Below are 16,859 nucleotides of genomic sequence, written 5' to 3' on the forward strand. Positions count from 1 at the left end.
AGCGCTGCCTGATAAAATGCGAGCCACTTCACATTAAGTTTGAATAATTTCTGCCCTAAACATTTAGCCCACTTTGCCGTTGATCTTGTACCCCTTCAATAATCTCAAAAGGTACTTTATGAAGCGTCTTTCTCTCAGCGCCATGGGTCTCGGAATCAAGCTGTCTGTATTGACGTCTTTGAGCGTGGCAATTGTGCTATTTACGCTGACCTTGACCCTGAGCCATAACGCGGCACGTCAGCTGGAGCAGCTGGCAACCGACGATATGCAGAATCAGGTGCAAGGCATTAATGAAATGGCCACCATGTTCAACGCCACGCTGTCGGAAGAGGTGGCAAATTACACCAAACTGTTCCAAAGCTTCCTGCCAAAACGTTTTAGTCGTGACGACAGCGAACGTGTGCAGGTAGGTGAATTCAGCACGCCAACGCTGCGAGCGGGACTGAAAACCCTCAACCTCGATCAGATCGCGGTAGATGATTTTCTCGATCGTACTGGTGCGGTATCCACCATCTTCGTGCGTGGCGGCGAAGATTACATCCGCATCGCCACCTCGCTGAAAAAAGAGGATGGCAGCCGCGCGGTGGGCACCAAACTGGATCGCAGCAGCGCCGCCTGGCGCAGCGTCAATCAGGGCACGGTCTATCGCGGCCTGGCGACGCTGTTCGGCCATCGTTACATTACGCAATATCAGCCGGTGCAGGATAGCAGCGGCGCGGTGATCGCTATTCTGTTCGTCGGGGTACAGATCGACGCGCAGTACGCGCTGATGCGTGACAAAGTGCTGGCGCGCCATCTTGGTGACAGCGGCACCTTCTCGGTGTTGAATGGGACGCCGGGCAGCAGCCAGGGCCAATATCTGTTTGATCGTCACGCTGAAGGCAAACTGCCGCGCTGGGATAACGCCACGCAGCAGCAACTGCTTAGCCAGCCGAAGGGATTGGTGACGGTTGAGCTGGATGGCGAAACCAAACTGCTGGCGTGGCAGCAGCTGCCGGGCTGGAACTGGATCAACGCCGGTGAAGTGAGCCGTGCCAGCCTGCTGGCGCCAATCACGCACAGCCGTAACCTGTTTATGGCGATTGGCCTGGCGCTGGTGATCGCGTTTGCCATTGGCTTTATGTGGTACAGCCGCCGTGCCATCACGCGTCCGCTGCAGCAGGTGATCCATCTGGCAGAACAGTACGCCGCTGGTAATCTGCAGGCACATCTCGACTCTTCACGTCGTGATGAGATTGGTCAGCTGATCAGCGCGATCAACGGCATTGGCGATGGACTGGAGAAAGTCGTCAGTCAGGTACGTTCGGCGGCGCGGGAAATCAGCAGCGGCACCGATACCATCGCCGCCAGCAGCTCCAGCATCAGCGAGCAGATTGGCCGTCAGGCCAGCAGCGTGGAGGAAACCTCGGCCAGCATGGAGCAGTTTGGCGCCACCGTGGCACAAACCGCTGCCAACGTGCGGCAGGCGATGGCGCTGGTCGGTGAAGCGGCTAATACCGTGAATCACGGCGGCAGCACCGTGGCGCGTTCGGTGGAAACCATGTCGGAGATTCGCGTGGCGTCGCAGAGCATCGCCGATATCACCCATGTGATTGAGTCGATCGCCTTCCAGACCAACATTCTGGCGCTCAATGCCGCGGTTGAAGCCGCTCGCGCCGGTGAACACGGTAAAGGCTTTGCGGTGGTCGCGGCGGAAGTGCGCGCGCTGGCACAGCGCAGTGCTACGGCAGCCAAAGAGATTGATGGATTGATTGCCAGCTCCATCGATAAAGTGGCGGCCGGCCATACGTTATCTGAGCAGACGCGCGATGCAATGAGCCATATCGTCAATCACATCGAGCAGGTTAAAACGCTGATGGGTGAGATCAATATTGCCGCGCAGGAACAGGCGGCGGGCATTGGTCAGGTGAACCTGGCGATGAATCACATCAGCCAGGCCACACATCAAAGCAGCGATATGATTAACCAGTCAGAAACCACCGCCAATCATCTGAGTAAGAAAGGGCATCATCTGACGCAGCTGGTGAGCATTTTTCATCTGAAGGACTAAAAGCCACAGGAAGATGGCTTACACTTGAGCCATCTTCCTGCTTCAGGAGTTGCTATGCGTACTCTCTATTTGGCCTTAACGCTGCTGCTCAGCGGCTGCGCCGCTTTCACCACCACGCCACAAGCTCCGCCGCCGCCCATGCAGCACGCGCAGGAACTTTCACGCGCGCAAAGTGTTGGTCTGCCAAAGCTCGGCACTATCACCGCCACCACACGCGGATCGCCGGATGATGCGCAGCGCGCTATTGCCTCTAAAGCCAATCAGGCGGGTGCGGTTTACTATCAAATTCTGATGCTGGATGAAACCACCCTTCCCAGCTTCTGGTACGCCACTGCCATTCTGTATGGCGCGCCTTCAACCGGCGCTGCAGCGCAACAGTAAGCGCGCGCAGAGATCGTCGCTTAATGCCCGTGTGCCGCGCAGATCAAGCTGCTGCTGACACCAGCCATCGGCCAGCGGCGGCTCTGCCACTTTCAGCAGAATCGCGGCACTTGCCAGCTGCAGTAACTCGCGCGTGATTTCTCGCGCCTGCCCTTCACGCGGGTTGGCGAGATGCAAGCGTAATTGCCGCCAGCGGCGATCAAAGTGACGATTACTACCCTTCACCGCCTCAAACTCATCGTGCAGCATGGTCATCACCTCGGCGTGACGACCGAGCACCCGCATGACATCCAGGCACATCACATTGCCGGCGCCTTCCCAGATACTATTCACTGGCATCTCACGATAAAGACGCGGCAGCTCGCTCTCTTCGCAATAGCCAATGCCGCCCAACACTTCCATCGCTTCTGCCACAAAAGGCATGCCCGCCTGGCAGATCACAAATTTGGCGGCGGGTGTGAACAGACGTGCGTATAAGCGCTCATGTTCGCTGGCCGGTGTTGACCAGGCGCGCGCCAGCCGCAGCAGCAGTGCGGTTTGCCCTTCCAGCTGTAGTGCCTGTTGCGCCAGCACCGCGCGCATCAACGGTTGATCGATAAGGTTCTTGCCCATCACCTGACGCTGCTGCGCATGATGCACGGCAATCGACAGCGCACGGCGCATCTGTCCGTGACTGCCCAGCGCGCAGTCGAAGCGCGTCATGCCGCCCATTTTGAGGATCAGCCGTACACCTTCGCCCTCTTCGCCCATCAGCCAGCCGATAGCATCCTGAAATTCCACTTCAGCGCTGGCGTTGGAGCGATTGCCGAGCTTGTCTTTAAGGCGTTCGATGCGAATGGCGTTGCGCGTGCCGTCCGGCAGCAAGCGTGGCAGGAAGAAGCAACTCAATCCCTGTGACGTTTGTGCCAGAATCAGATGCGCATCGCTTTGCGGGACCGAGAAAAACCATTTATGGCCGGTGATGCGATACGCTTCGCCCGCCCCGCGCACGCCGAGCGGTTCGGCGCGTGTGGTGTTGCTCAACACATCGGTGCCGCCCTGTTTTTCCGTCATGCCCATGCCAATCAACAGACCGCGTTTCTTGTTGCCAGGCAGATGATGCGCATCGTAACGATCGCTGAGCAGCGCTTCGCGCCAGTCCGCGTAGGGTTCAGGCAGATGATTCTGCAGCAGCGGAATGGCGGCGTGCGTCATCGTCACCGGACAGAGCGAGCCGGCTTCCACTTGGGCATGCAGGATAAATCGTGCGGCACGCGCCACCATCGCCTGTGGCTGAACGTCGGGCTGCCAGCTGAGATTGTGAAGCCGACTGGCGCATAATCCCTGCATCAGCAGATGCCAGGCGGGATGAAAACGCACTTCGTCGAGGCGTTCACCGCGCGCGTTGTAGCGCAGCAGTTCAGGCGCTTCGACATTCGCCAAGCGGCCTAACTCAAGAGATTCGGCACTGCCAAGTTGCAGGCCGACGGATGCCAACCATTCGCGATCCCAGCTGGCACCTTCGCGTGTAACGGCCTCGCACAGGGCGATATCGCGCGTGAACAGGTTGCTGTTGCTGAGTGGATGGGGCTGATTGAATACGGTGTGAGTGGTCCAAATCATATAACGTCCTCCTCATACTCATTTTTCAAGTATGAAGAGGATGTGCAGTTATGCCTGGCCTGGAAAATTTTTTGCGGCGGGGATCACGCCTGACGCTGACGAACGGCTTCGAACAAGCACACGCCGGTGGCAACTGACACGTTGAGTGACGAGACGCTGCCTGCCATTGGGATGCTGATCAGCTCATCGCAATGCTCACGCGTTAAACGACGCATACCTTCACCTTCCGCGCCCATCACCAGCGCCATTGGGCCGGTCATTTTGCTTTGGTAAACGGTGTGATCGGCTTCGCCTGCGGTGCCAACCACCCAGACGTGGTATTCCTGCAGCAAGCGCAAGGTACGCGCCAGGTTGGTGACGCGAATCAACGGCACGTTTTCCGCTGCGCCGCTGGCCACTTTCTTCGCGGTGGCATTCAACGGTGCTGCGCGGTCTTTTGGCACGATGACCGCATGCACGCCCGCAGCATCCGCGCTGCGCAGGCAAGCACCGAGATTATGCGGATCGGTAACGCCATCCAGCACCAGCAGGAACGGCTTCTCAAGGCTCTGCAGCAGATCCGGTAAATCACCTTCCTGATACTGCTTGCCCGGCTTCACGCGCGCCACGATGCCCTGATGCACGCCGCCTTCAACCTGGCTATCGAGCCATTGACGGTTCGCCACCTGCACCGGGATTCCCTGAGCTTCCAGCGCGAGGATCAGCGGCTGCAGGCGACGATCGTCGCGGCCTTTAAGGATAAAGACTTCCTGAAAACGCTGAGGATCGCGCTCCAGCAGCGCCTGCACGCTATGAATACCAAAAATTATTTCACTCATTACTTAGCTCAAGGTTGGATTTAGATCGTTGAATACGGAGATTCAGGTGCGCAGGAACGCGCACCCTACAACGGTTTCGTCAGGTCGCCCTGCAAGGCGACCAAACTATCAGGCTTCGTCAGGCTGCTTCTTCGACGCGCGCTTAGACTTGGTGGCGGCGGCGATTTTACGGGTTTTCTCGGAGACTTTTTTGCCTTTTTTCTCGGTTTTAGCCGGTTTTTCAGCAACCGCAGTCTTTTTCTTTTCGCCGCGGAACGCTGAATCAGGTTCGAAAGTGCCCTTCTTGCCGGCATCACGACGACGCTTGGCTGGCGGTTTGCCACCGCGTTTCTCGCGCTCACGTTCGGTTTTGCCTTCGCCGCGCGGTACACGCTTGCTGGAGATCAGCGCGAAGTCGATTTTACGCTCGTCCATATGCACGGCTTCAACGCGCACTTCCACCGCATCGCCCAGACGATAAGTACGGCCGCCGGATTCACCAATCAGACGCTGACCCACCGCATCGAAGCGATAATAGTCGTTATCCAGCGAGGAAACGTGCACCAAACCATCGATAAACAGTTCGTTAAGACGCACGAAGAAACCAAAGCCGGTCACACTGGAGATCACGCCGTTGAACACGTTGCCGACCTGATCCTGCATGAAGTCACACTTCAGCCAATCGGCAACATCGCGCGTGGCTTCATCAGCACGGCGCTCGGTCAGTGAACAGTGCTGGCCCAGCTGCAGCATCTGCTGCATGTCGTAGTGATAGCCGCCGGTCGGCGTGGTGATGCCGTCCACTTCGCCGCGCTCTTTTGCCAGCAGATATTTGATGGCGCGATGCAACAGCAAATCCGGATAGCGGCGAATCGGCGAGGTGAAGTGCGCGTACGACGCCAGCGCCAGGCCGAAGTGACCCCGGTTTTCAGGATCGTAAACCGCCTGTTTCATCGAACGCAGCAGCATGGTTTGCAGCATTTCTGCGTCTGGGCGATCGGCCACTTGCTTCAGCAAGGCGGCATAATCGGTCGGGTGTGGCTTAGTGCCACCCGGCAGGCTTAAGCCCAGCTCGTTCAGTACGGTACGGAAGCTTTTGATGCTGTCTTCGCTTGGACGATCGTGATCGCGGAACAGCGCAGGCTCTTCATTTTTCTCAACAAAACGCGCCGAGGCGATGTTGGCGAGAATCATACACTCTTCAATCAGCTTATGCGCATCATTGCGTGAGGTGCGCTCAACGCGCTCAATGCGACGCTCGGCGTTGAAGATGAACTTGGGTTCATCGGTCTCAAACGAAATGCCGCCACGCTGCTCGCGCGCGGTTTCCAGCACCTGATACATGTTGTGCAACTCGTGCAGATGAGGAACCTGAGCCGCGTATTGTTCACGCAGATCGGCATCACCTTGCAGAATGTTCCACACTTTGTTGTAGGTCAGTCGCGCATGGGAATTCATCACCGCTTCATAGTGTTTGAAACCGGTAAGTTTGCCGCTGGAGGAGATGGTCATCTCACACACCATGCACAAACGATCAACCTGCGGATTCAGCGAGCACAAGCCGTTGGAGAGAATCTCCGGCAGCATCGGGATAACCTGCGACGGGAAATAGACCGAGGTGCCGCGCTGATGCGCTTCATCGTCCAGCGGCGTGCCCGGACGTACGTAATAGCTGACGTCGGCAATGGCCACCCATAAACGCCAGCCGCCGCCGCGCTTCTTCTCGCAGAAAACCGCATCATCAAAGTCACGCGCATCTTCACCATCAATGGTGACCAGCGGCAACTTACGTAAATCAACACGTCCCAGCTTCGCTTCTTCCGGTACTTCTTCTTTCAGCTTAGCGATCTGCTTCTCAACTTCTTCCGGCCATGTGTGCGGGATTTCATGGGTGCGCACCGCCATATCGACCGCAAGGCTGGTGCCCATATCGTCACCCAGCAGCTCGGTCACTTTGCCGATCGCTTTGGTGCGACGCGTCGCACGTTGGGTGATTTCAACCACCACCACTGAACCCATACGCGCGTTAAGCGTTTCTTCTTGCGGGATCAGGATGTCGAAACTCAGGCGGCTGTCATCCGGCACCACAAAACCGGTACCTGCATCGGTAAAGTAGCGGCCGACGATCTGGCTGTTACGTGGCTCAAGCACGCGCACCACGCGCGCTTCACGACGACCTTTACGATCGGCGCTGCCTGGCTGCGCCAGAATCACGTCGCCGTGCAGGCAGAATTTCATCTGCTCAGCAGAGAGATAGAAATCATCTTTCTGACCTTCTACGCGCAGGAAGCCATAGCCATCGCGATGGCCAATCACTTTACCGCGAAGCAGATCAAGACGTTCTGGCAGGGCGTAACATTGACGGCGAGTAAACACCAGCTGGCCATCGCGCTCCATGGCGCGCAGACGACGACGCAGCGCTTCCAGCTGCTCTTCGCTGGTGATATTCAATTCCTGCGCGATGTCATCGCGGCTGGTCGGCTTTTCGCGTTTTTCCAGCAGTGCCAGAATAAATTCGCGGCTTGGAATTGGGTTTTCGTATTTTTCAGCTTCTCTATCCTGATAAGGATCTTTTGACATTACGGTTCCTCCGATGTCATTTAATTTGGATTGCCACCGGCGGTTCGGACAATAAAAGTTGGTACAGCGAATCGTTATCTTTGACCAAATCGGCCAGCGTATACTTGTCCAGTTCCTTGAGGAATAGCTGGACCGCATCGTGCAATGCTTTACGCAAACGACAGGCTGGCGTGATCACACACTCGTCGCAGTTCACGAGCTGCAATGGCTCCATTCTTCGCACCACATCGCCAATGACGATTTTTTCCGGGTCCATGCCTAAACGAATTCCGCCGTTTTTACCGCGTGTTGCGGCGACAAAGCCAGCCCGGCTAAGTTGATTGATGATTTTAACCATATGGTTACGCGACACCCCGTAGGTATCGGTGACTTCGGTAATGTTGGTCTGCTTACCTTCAGGTAACGTCGCCATGTAAATCAGGGCACGCAGACCATAATCGGTAAAACTTGTTAGCTGCACATATACCTCAGTGAATCATCGAACGTTATGGTTATGCGCCGGTCGGCGTGATGTTTAAATATGATGATAAACCAGAGCGTGGTGGCCGGTGCGTTTTTTTCCGGCAAGTATCGATATTTGCAAGAAAAAATAGAGTGAGTGGAGTCAAAGATTAGAAATACAAAGGCCGGACAGAGTCCGGCCTGAGGAGATTATGCGTCGAACGGGTCGCGCAGAATCATGGTCTCACTGCGGTCTGGGCCGGTAGAAATAATATCAATCGGCACACCGGTCACTTCTTCTACACGTTTGATGTAGTCACGTGCAGCTTGTGGCAGACCTTCCAGCGTCTTGACGCCGAATGTGGTCTCGCTCCAGCCTGGCATGGTTTCGTAAATCGGCTCAATGCCTTCCCAGCCTTCAGCTGCCAGCGGCGTGGTGGTCATTTCGCGGCCATCTGGCATGCGATAAGCCACACAGATTTTCACTTCTTTCAGGCCATCCAGCACGTCCAGTTTGGTCATGCAGAAACCTGAAAGGGAGTTGATCTGTACGGCACGGCGAACGGCAACCGCATCCAGCCAGCCGGTACGACGACGACGACCGGTGGTCGCGCCGAACTCGTTACCTTGAGCACACAGGAACTCGCCGGTTTCATCGAACAGTTCGGTCGGGAATGGACCGGCACCCACGCGCGTTGAGTAGGCTTTCACGATACCCAGCACGTAATCAACATAGCGTGGACCAATACCTGAACCCGTCGCTACGCCACCTGCGGTGGTGTTTGATGAGGTCACGTATGGATAGGTACCGTGGTCGATATCAAGCAGCGTACCCTGCGCACCTTCAAACATGATCAGGTCGCCACGCTTGCGCGCGCCGTCCAGCAGATCAGACACATCAACCACCATGCTGGTAATGATATCGGCCACCGCCAGCGTATCACTCAGCACTTTTTCGTAGTCAACTGCGTCGGTTTTGTAATAGTTAACCAGCTGGAAGTTGTAGAAATCGACGATCTCTTTCAGCTTCACCGCAAAGGTTTCTTTGTTGAAGAGATCGCTCACGCGCAGACCGCGACGTGCCACTTTATCTTCATAGGCAGGACCGATACCGCGACCGGTGGTGCCGATAGCTTTAGCGCCACGCGCTTTTTCGCGCGCCACATCCATTGCTACGTGGTACTGCAGAATCAATGGGCAGGCTTCAGAGATCAACAGACGTTCACGTACCGGCACACCGCGCTCTTCCAGACCTTTCATCTCTTTCATCAGCGCTTCAGGCGACAGGACAACGCCGTTACCAATGATGCTGGTGACGTTTTCACGCAGGATGCCAGATGGAATTAAGTGGAGGACGGTTTTTTCACCGTTGATGACAAGTGTATGGCCTGCATTATGGCCACCTTGGTAACGCACGACGTAATTCGCGCGCTCTGTCAGAAGGTCTACGATCTTACCTTTACCTTCGTCACCCCATTGGGTGCCCAGTACGACGACGTTCTTACCCATTTTTTCAAAATCACCGATTGCTTAAAAATGGATTCTACCACCTGACTTTTACTCTTTCAGCACTTTTAGCATACGATTGCGCTGTTTTTTGCCTGAGTTTTGCGCAGCTCACAACATGTTGGGGGAACAGCGGCCAACAGACACAATTGAGTCGGGCGGCCTCACATAATTTCAGGCTGATTAACGCGCATGCATGCTGATCATAGCGTAAATCACCACGCCGGCCACCACTAAACCGCCACCAAAACGATGCAAGAGACGATCGGGCAACTGCGTCATCGCCAGAATCATCCGCCGCCACGCACGTGGCATAAACATCGGTCCAAGTCCTTCCAGCACCAAAACCAAAGCCAGCGCCATCCAGATGGTTGAATTCATGATTTTTTCCCAAAAAAAAGGCCGACAACATTGTCGGCCTGGACTTTATATCAGTTCTTAACGCGTGGCGTTAGAGGGCGCTTTCATATAGCGGAAGAAATCGCTATCCGGGCTCAGCACCAGCACATCCTGGTTGTCTGAGAAGCTATTCTCATAGGCGCGCAGGCTGCGGATAAAAGCATAGAAATCCGGATCCTGGCTGAAGGCATCAGCAAACAGTTTTGCCGCTTCACCATCACCTTCACCGCGCGAAATCAGCGCTTCACGCTGTGCTTCTGCCAGCGTGCGCGTAACCTGATAATCGGCCTGTGCACGCAGTTTCTCTGCCTCTTCCTGACCTTGTGAACGCTGACTACGCGCTACCGCTTCACGCTCGGCGCGCATACGGTTGTAGATCGCGTCAGACACTTCAGTCGGCAGGTTGATCTGCTTGATGCGCACGTCGACAACTTCAATACCTAACGCAGCCATGCTGTTCGGGTTTGGTGCCGGCTCACTGCTGTTGGTTTCACGTTCTACACGTGCTGCCGCACTCGCAATCGCATCATCCGCTGCTGGCGTCTGAACGTCATCATCATTGCCAGCGCTGCCGGTGTTCAGGGCATCACGCACGTCGGTGGTTAAACGGCCACGTGAATCAGTCACGATGTCTTTCACATCCAGACGACCCATTTCAGAACGCAGACGGTCACTGAACTTACGTTTCAGCAGCACTTCTGCCTGAGAAACGTCGCCACCACCGGTTGCCAGGTAGTAACGGCTGAAGTCACTGATGCGCCACTTGATGTAAGAATCAACGATCAGGTCTTTCTTCTCTTTGGTAACAAAGCGGTCAGCCTGGTTATCCATGGTCTGAATGCGCGCATCCAGTGATTTCATGGTTTCGATAAACGGAATTTTGAAATGCAGACCCGGTGCGTACACCAGCGGTTTGTTTTCGTCATCACGCAGAACCTTACCAAAGCGCAGCACGATGCCGCGTTGGCCTTCCTGCACCACGAACAGTGACGCGTAAAGCACCACCAGCACTACAATAATTACGGCGATGATTGGCTTACGCATCGATTACTCCCTCCCCTGGCGCTGGGTATCGTTGCGCAGCGCATTGGCGCGACGCTGATCCATGATGCTGTCTGGACTGTAAGATGAAGAATCTCCACGGCTCGCATTACTATCGGACGACGAAGGAGACTTCATTAAATTCGTCATTTTCTGACCGCCCTGGCCAGATGCCTGACCACCGCGCATCAGTTGATCCAATGGCAGGACTGTCAAATTATTACCACGATCGCTGATCAATACCTTGCGGGTATGACTCAGCACACGTTCCATGGTTTCAATATAGAGACGCTCTTTCGTGATTTCTGGTGCAGCTTTATATTCAGGCAGCAAGCGAGCAAAACGCGCCACTTCACCTTGCGCTTCTAACACCGTACGTTCTTTGTAAGCACGCCCCTCTTCGAGGATACGTTGCGCCTGACCATTAGCACGCGGCTGAACTTCGTTCGAATAAGCTTCAGCTTCACGGACGTATTGTTCACGGTTTTCACGTGCGGCAATCGCATCATCAAACGCGGCTTTTACTTCTTCTGGTGGGCGCGCCGCCTGGAAGTTTACGTCCAGCAGGGTAATACCCATGTTGTACGGACGGATAGTCTCGTCAAGCTCACGCTGAGTTTCGCTACGTACCACGGTACGACCTTCCGTCAGGATGCGGTCCATGGTTGAGCGACCAATCACGCCACGCAAGGCGCTGTCGGTGGCCTGACGCAGGCTGTCATCGGCACTGGTCACGGCATACAGATAACGCTCAGGATCGGTCACGCGGTACTGCACGTTCATCTCAACGCGCACTACGTTTTCATCCGACGTCAACATCACGCCAGACGCCGCCAGTTCACGTACGGCTTCTACGTTAACGGCGCGAACCTGATCGACGAAAGTCGGTTTCCAGTTGAGGCCTGGCTCAACCAGATGGCTAAATTTGCCAAAGCGCGTGACGACGCCACGTTCCGCTTCTTTGATAGTGTAGAAACCGCTAGCCGCCCAGATAACGACTGCCGCTACGGCAACAATGCCAACCACTTTGCCACCGCTACCGCCGCTGCGCTGGCCATTGTCATTCTGTTTGCCACCGCCCAGTCCGCCGAGTTTTTTACTCAACTTTCGGAAGATATCATCCAGATCAGGTGGTCCCTGATCGCGACCTCCTTTATTTCCCCCAGAGTTGCCGCCTTGATTATTGCTGCTTCCCCACGGGTCGCGGTCCTGTCCGTTATTTCCGGGCTGATTCCACGCCATGTTTCTACTCCATTTATTGTATTTACGTTTTTTACCCTTCATCTTTCGGATTGCAGCTTCGTTGGCTGCCTTCGTTCACTCCAGTCACTTACTGATGTAAGCTCCTGGGGATTCACTCAGTTGCCGCCTTGCTGGAATCCGAAATATTCGGGTGAATCCTGCACATACGGCCTGCAACGATAATGACGACAATCTAAAAGATATTGAGTAAAGGCGTTTGGGCAATTTCAAACAATATAACTGGCTAGCGACGGCTCTTGTTTACACAGACGACGCCAATCAACTATCGGCATACGCACGTGCAAACTCACACAGCCATCATCTTCATTCCATTCTTTTTCTATAGCATGCAACTGATAAAAACGACTGCGCAAACGGCCCGCTTCCGGCGGCAGACGTAAATCGTACTGCGCGATTTCACCGGCTAAACGCTCAGAGAGCGCCTGCCACAGCAACGGCAGACCCACGCCGCTCTGTGCAGATAACCACACACGAATCGGCTGGTTCTCTTCGTTGCGATCGATACGCGGCACAAAGTCCTCAAGCATATCGATTTTGTTCATGATCAACAGCGCCGGAATTTCGTCAGCTTCAATCTCTTCCAGAACTTCATTTACTGCATCAATGTTGTCATTCACACGCAAATCGGCGGCGTCAATCACATGCAGCAGCAATGTCGCCTGACGCGTTTCCTGCAGCGTGGCTTTAAACGCCGCGACTAAGTCGTGCGGCAAATGACGGATAAAACCAACGGTGTCTGCTAAAACCACTTCACCTACATCCGCCACATTCAAACGACGCAATGTCGGATCAAGTGTCGCGAACAGTTGATCCGCTACGTACACATCCGCAGAGGTAATCGCGTTGAACAGAGTGGATTTACCGGCGTTGGTGTAACCCACCAGCGAAACGGTTGGCACGTCAGCTTTGGCACGCGCTTGTCTGCCCTGATCGCGCTGTTTTTCGACGCGTTCAAGACGGGAGAGAATCTGACTGATACGGCCACGCAGCAAGCGTCGGTCCGTTTCCAGCTGAGTTTCACCCGGACCACGTAAACCGATACCGCCTTTCTGGCGTTCAAGGTGTGTCCATCCGCGAACCAAACGGGTTGCTAAATGGCGCAGTTGTGCCAGCTCGACCTGCAATTTACCCTCATGGGTGCGGGCGCGCTGGGCGAATATATCGAGAATTAAGCCGGTGCGATCGATTACGCGACATTCGCACAGCCGTTCAAGATTACGTTCCTGAGCAGGAGTTAAGGCATGATCGAATAAAACGACCGATGCTCCACTCGCTTTTACCGCATCGGCAATTTCAACTGCCTTTCCTTCACCGACAAAATATTTGGGATGTGGCGCTTTACGGCTGCCCGTAATGACTTGCAGCGCTTCAACGCCCGCAGAAGAGACAAGAGTTTCAAACTCCTGCAAATCTTCCAGCTCTTTGTCTTGGGAGAACCAGATGTGTACCAGTACGGCCTGCTCACCGGCATCATAACGGTCAAACAAGCTATAACCTCGCTAAAATAAAATAACCAGGACAGGAAAACGTGCTCGTTCTCCAGCCCTGGCTTTACGGCAGCGCAAAATTATTCTGCGTTATCGCCGTCTTGTTGTGGCTGCGACTGAGCGCTTTGATTGCTTCCGCTGTGATGATAGTTGCTGCTACCACCGCTGCCGCCCGCGTTATTGCTATGGTGCGACACTGGACGAGAAGGAACCACTGTAGAGATGGCGTGTTTATACACCATCTGGCTGACCGTGTTTTTTAACAGAATGACGAACTGATCAAAGGATTCAATTTGCCCTTGCAGCTTAATACCATTCACCAAATAGATCGAAACCGGTACACGTTCACGACGCAATGCGTTCAAAAACGGGTCTTGTAAAGATTGCCCCTTAGCCATTCTATCTTTTCCTTATATGCTTGTTGTTTGTTGCTTTAAGAACCGTGGTTCAGAAAAACTGCGTAAAAATTTGCGCACGATAACGGACCAATTGTACACAATCATCCCTGCTACGCACTAACTACCTTAAGCACCGCATTACGCGCTAACTCTGGCTCATCACTGTTTAACCAGTGTACTTCAGGCCAGCCACGTAACCAGGTCATCTGGCGTTTAGCGAGCTGCCGAGTGGCGCAAATTCCCCGATAAACCATTTCGTCGTAATCGATTTCACCTGACAAATAAGACCACATCTGGCGATAACCTACACAGCGAATGGAAGGCATGTCCGTATGCAAATCACCTCGCGCAAACAGTGCACGAGCCTCCGCTTCAAATCCTGACGCTAGCATCTGGTCGTAACGCAACGCAATGCGTTGATGTATCAGTTCACGACTCGCAGGTGCGATAGCAAACTGGTACACGTCGTAGGGTAACGCTTCGCCGGAGGTTTTTGTCAGTTCCGTTAAAGTTTTACCCGAAATAAAAAAAACTTCCAGTGCTCGCGAAAGTCTCTGCGGATCATTCGGATGAATACGACTACCGGCGACCGGATCGATTTCACACAGCTGACGGTGCAAGGCTTCCCACCCTTTCTCCGCCGCCATTTGCTCTATTCGCTGACGCACCTCGGGATCGGCCGAGGGCAACGGCGACAATCCTTCAAGTAATGCCTTGAAGTAGAGCATGGTTCCACCAACAAGCAACGGAATCTTCCCCTTCCGGGTGATATCCGCCATTTCTGCCAACGCATCGCGACGAAATTCTGCGGCGGAATACGCTTCCGCCGGATCGCGAATGTCCAGCAAACGATGGGGCGCCAGTGCTAACTCTTCTGCCGACGGTTTCGCCGTGCCAATATCCATCCCGCGATAGATTAAGGCAGAGTCAACGCTAATAAGTTCCACCGGAAGTTGCTGACGCAGCGAAATCGCTAATGCCGTCTTACCGGAGGCGGTAGGCCCCATCAAAAAAATTGCCTTTGGCCGGCTAGCCTGGTTTAGTTCACTCATGCTTCAACGCGTTTAGCGCGCTCTCAATCTCAATGGTCTGTAACAGACCTGAAGGCGGCGACTTAAGCAGTTGCGGACAAAGCCTTTCCAGCTCTGCCAGCAGTGCAATCGCCTGCGAGTGATTCCAGTGAGTGTCTTCTGCATCATCTCGACGCGCCAGCCATTGGGCCAACGTGGATGCAGAAACCTCTTGCTGCCGGGCCAGGTAGCCTAACAGTTCTGGAATCAAGATTTGTAAATTTTGTGTTCGTAACGGTAAAGGCACCGCGCGCAACGTCACGTGTTGCCCTTCTCGTTGTAAATCAATGCCCATCTGGCTCAGCAGCGCGGCATGATCGGCGATGGCAGCCAGCTCGGGCGCAGCAATTTTCAGGCGCACCGGGATCAGGAGCGGCTGTGGTTTTAAACCCTCTTCCCCTGGTTCAAGCTGGGCCTGTTTTAGCCAGCGCGCTGCCACGGCCAGCGATAACAATTGCAATGCGCTACCACGTTCCAGCAGCGCATAACGATCCTGCAAAACGCTTAACACGCGGCCGAAGCTTTGCGCATGGGCGGCCAGCGGCGCTTCACGCTTTTCCGGCAGACGTACCGGAGCCGCGGCAGGAACTGGCGCAGCGCGCGGCGTTTCTACCATCGGCGTTTTCATCAACTGCTTATAGGCATTACCTTCACGCGCACTGTAAACCGGCTCTTTGTTCTGCCAGTTCGCACTCGCGGCCGCAGAAGCGCCGCCGCTGCGTGGCGTGTTGCTGGGTTGTGCAAAGTGGTTCGCGCCTGCCGCCTGACGGTTTTCTGGCTGCCACTTTGGCGCTGGTTCTTCGGCATGGGCGATGGGCAATTCCGGCGCGCGGCTGGCTTGCAGCGCACTCATCACGCCTTGCCAGATAAAATCATGTACCAGACGCGACTGATGAAAACGCACCTCGTGTTTAGCCGGATGGACGTTGACATCCACCTGATGCGGGTCGATCTCCAGATATAGCACGTAAGCCGGCTGCTGCTCGTCACCAAGCTGCGTTTGATAAGCCTGACGAATCGCGTGATTGATGAGCTTGTCGCGCATCATGCGTCCGTTGACGTAGCAATATTGCAGATCGGTAACCTGGCGCGAACCCTCAGGATCGGCGACCCAACCGCGCAGCGCTAAATCATCGTGCTGCCACTCAATGCGTAAAGCGTGCTGCATAAACGTGGTGCCGCAAATGGCCCCTAAACGCCGCTCCCGCTGCGCATCTTCACTGACCGCGCGGTACTGACGCATTAACTTACCGTTGTGGCTAAGCGAAATAGCGACGTCAAAACGTGCCAGCGCAATACGACGAATCACCTCATCGATATGGGTAAACTCGGTCTTTTCAGTGCGCATAAATTTACGGCGAGCGGGCGTGTTATAGAACAGGTCGAGCACTTCCAGCGAGGTGCCCACCGGATGCGCAGCCGGTTTCACCGTCACATCCATGTCGCGCCCTTCCGCGTAGGCTTGCCAGGCTTCGCTTTGGTCGGCGGTGCGTGAAGTCAGCGTTAAACGAGAAACGGAACTGATACTGGCGAGCGCTTCGCCACGAAAGCCGAGGCTCATGATCGCCTCAAGGTCATCAAGCGAAGCAATTTTGCTGGTCGCATGCCGCGCCAATGCCATTGCAAGCTCGGCTTTGGCGATGCCGCAGCCGTTGTCGCGAATGCGGATGAGCTTCGCGCCACCTTTCTCAATATCGACATCAATGCGCGTGGCGCCGGCATCAAGGCTGTTTTCCACCAGCTCTTTTACGACCGACGCCGGGCGCTCAACCACTTCGCCTGCGGCAATCTGGTTCGCCAGCTGCGGCGGTAAAATCTGTATTGGCATGGTGGTGATCCTTCTG

The 16,859-nt window shown here is 54.9% G+C and carries 14 protein-coding genes; 2 read left to right on the forward strand and 12 right to left on the reverse strand.

The features are described from left to right. Window positions 1–118: 118 nt before the first annotated feature. Window positions 119–2,050 carry a methyl-accepting chemotaxis protein gene (locus DEU53_RS13330; RefSeq protein WP_110867432.1) on the forward strand — a complete coding sequence of 644 codons (1,932 nt, stop codon included), beginning with the start codon at window positions 119–121 and terminating at the stop codon, window positions 2,048–2,050. Window positions 2,051–2,104: 54 nt separating this feature from the next. Next, entirely contained in the window at window positions 2,105–2,431 is a 327-nt protein-coding gene (gene bsmA, locus DEU53_RS13335; protein ID WP_110867433.1) for a biofilm peroxide resistance protein BsmA, read from the forward strand. On the opposite strand, the gene DEU53_RS13340 is transcribed toward bsmA, so the two are convergent. The 12 genes from DEU53_RS13340 to mutL form a co-directional block, all read right to left on the reverse strand. Further along, window positions 2,405–4,033, reverse strand: coding sequence for an isovaleryl-CoA dehydrogenase (locus DEU53_RS13340; protein WP_110867434.1), 1,629 nt, complete (start codon window positions 4,031–4,033; stop codon window positions 2,405–2,407). The genes bsmA and DEU53_RS13340 overlap by 27 nt on opposite strands. A gap of 83 nt (window positions 4,034–4,116) precedes the next feature. After that, window positions 4,117–4,851: a 23S rRNA (guanosine(2251)-2'-O)-methyltransferase RlmB gene (gene rlmB, locus DEU53_RS13345; protein WP_101762868.1), complete on the reverse strand. Its 735-nt coding sequence runs from the start codon at window positions 4,849–4,851 to the stop codon at window positions 4,117–4,119. A 108-nt stretch (window positions 4,852–4,959) separates the two neighbouring features. Next, window positions 4,960–7,410, reverse strand: a complete 2,451-nt coding sequence (rnr, locus tag DEU53_RS13350; protein WP_110867435.1) for a ribonuclease R — start codon at window positions 7,408–7,410, stop codon at window positions 4,960–4,962. 16 nt (window positions 7,411–7,426) lie between these two features. Continuing rightward, complete coding sequence (gene nsrR / locus DEU53_RS13355; protein WP_008103609.1) at window positions 7,427–7,870, reverse strand: nitric oxide-sensing transcriptional repressor NsrR; 444 nt, start codon at window positions 7,868–7,870, stop codon at window positions 7,427–7,429. 191 nt (window positions 7,871–8,061) lie between these two features. After that, window positions 8,062–9,360 (reverse strand): adenylosuccinate synthase, encoded by a 1,299-nt coding sequence (locus tag DEU53_RS13360; protein WP_008103611.1) that lies wholly within the window; start codon window positions 9,358–9,360, stop codon window positions 8,062–8,064. Window positions 9,361–9,540: 180 nt separating this feature from the next. Next, a complete protein-coding gene (locus DEU53_RS13365; protein ID WP_008103612.1) occupies window positions 9,541–9,738 on the reverse strand; it encodes a DUF2065 family protein in 198 nt (65 codons plus the stop codon). 57 nt (window positions 9,739–9,795) lie between these two features. After that, the gene (gene hflC / locus DEU53_RS13370) at window positions 9,796–10,800 is read right to left on the reverse strand and encodes a protease modulator HflC (RefSeq protein ID WP_101762865.1); all 1,005 of its coding nucleotides are present in this window, start codon (window positions 10,798–10,800) and stop codon (window positions 9,796–9,798) included. A 3-nt stretch (window positions 10,801–10,803) separates the two neighbouring features. Beyond that, window positions 10,804–12,039, reverse strand: a complete 1,236-nt coding sequence (hflK, locus tag DEU53_RS13375; RefSeq protein ID WP_101762864.1) for an FtsH protease activity modulator HflK — start codon at window positions 12,037–12,039, stop codon at window positions 10,804–10,806. Between the two features lie 227 nt (window positions 12,040–12,266). Then, window positions 12,267–13,547: a ribosome rescue GTPase HflX gene (gene hflX / locus DEU53_RS13380; RefSeq protein WP_007892011.1), complete on the reverse strand. Its 1,281-nt coding sequence runs from the start codon at window positions 13,545–13,547 to the stop codon at window positions 12,267–12,269. Between the two features lie 80 nt (window positions 13,548–13,627). After that, a complete protein-coding gene (gene hfq, locus DEU53_RS13385) occupies window positions 13,628–13,945 on the reverse strand; it encodes an RNA chaperone Hfq (protein ID WP_101762863.1) in 318 nt (105 codons plus the stop codon). Window positions 13,946–14,055: 110 nt separating this feature from the next. Continuing rightward, window positions 14,056–14,997, reverse strand: a complete 942-nt coding sequence (miaA, locus tag DEU53_RS13390) for a tRNA (adenosine(37)-N6)-dimethylallyltransferase MiaA (protein WP_110867436.1) — start codon at window positions 14,995–14,997, stop codon at window positions 14,056–14,058. After that, window positions 14,990–16,843 (reverse strand): DNA mismatch repair endonuclease MutL, encoded by a 1,854-nt coding sequence (gene mutL / locus DEU53_RS13395; protein ID WP_110867437.1) that lies wholly within the window; start codon window positions 16,841–16,843, stop codon window positions 14,990–14,992. The genes miaA and mutL overlap by 8 nt, the downstream gene beginning before the upstream one ends. Window positions 16,844–16,859: the final 16 nt, after the last annotated feature.

Source organism: Pantoea sp. AG1095, assembly GCF_003208415.1.
Taxonomy (GTDB): Bacteria; Pseudomonadota; Gammaproteobacteria; order Enterobacterales; family Enterobacteriaceae; genus Pantoea; species Pantoea leporis.

Excerpts from the sequence above, each read along its gene's own strand:
- DEU53_RS13330 (WP_110867432.1), top strand. The coding sequence starts at position 119 with ATGAAGCGTCTTTCTCTCAGCGCCATGGGTCTCGGAATCAAGCTGTCT.
- bsmA (WP_110867433.1), top strand. The coding sequence starts at position 2,105 with ATGCGTACTCTCTATTTGGCCTTAACGCTGCTGCTCAGCGGCTGCGCC.
- DEU53_RS13340 (WP_110867434.1), bottom strand. The coding sequence starts at position 4,033 with ATGATTTGGACCACTCACACCGTATTCAATCAGCCCCATCCACTCAGC.
- rlmB (WP_101762868.1), bottom strand. The coding sequence starts at position 4,851 with ATGAGTGAAATAATTTTTGGTATTCATAGCGTGCAGGCGCTGCTGGAG.
- rnr (WP_110867435.1), bottom strand. The coding sequence starts at position 7,410 with ATGTCAAAAGATCCTTATCAGGATAGAGAAGCTGAAAAATACGAAAAC.
- DEU53_RS13360 (WP_008103611.1), bottom strand. The coding sequence starts at position 9,360 with ATGGGTAAGAACGTCGTCGTACTGGGCACCCAATGGGGTGACGAAGGT.
- DEU53_RS13365 (WP_008103612.1), bottom strand. The coding sequence starts at position 9,738 with ATGAATTCAACCATCTGGATGGCGCTGGCTTTGGTTTTGGTGCTGGAA.
- hflC (WP_101762865.1), bottom strand. The coding sequence starts at position 10,800 with ATGCGTAAGCCAATCATCGCCGTAATTATTGTAGTGCTGGTGGTGCTT.
- hflK (WP_101762864.1), bottom strand. The coding sequence starts at position 12,039 with ATGGCGTGGAATCAGCCCGGAAATAACGGACAGGACCGCGACCCGTGG.
- hfq (WP_101762863.1), bottom strand. The coding sequence starts at position 13,945 with ATGGCTAAGGGGCAATCTTTACAAGACCCGTTTTTGAACGCATTGCGT.
- miaA (WP_110867436.1), bottom strand. The coding sequence starts at position 14,997 with ATGAGTGAACTAAACCAGGCTAGCCGGCCAAAGGCAATTTTTTTGATG.
- mutL (WP_110867437.1), bottom strand. The coding sequence starts at position 16,843 with ATGCCAATACAGATTTTACCGCCGCAGCTGGCGAACCAGATTGCCGCA.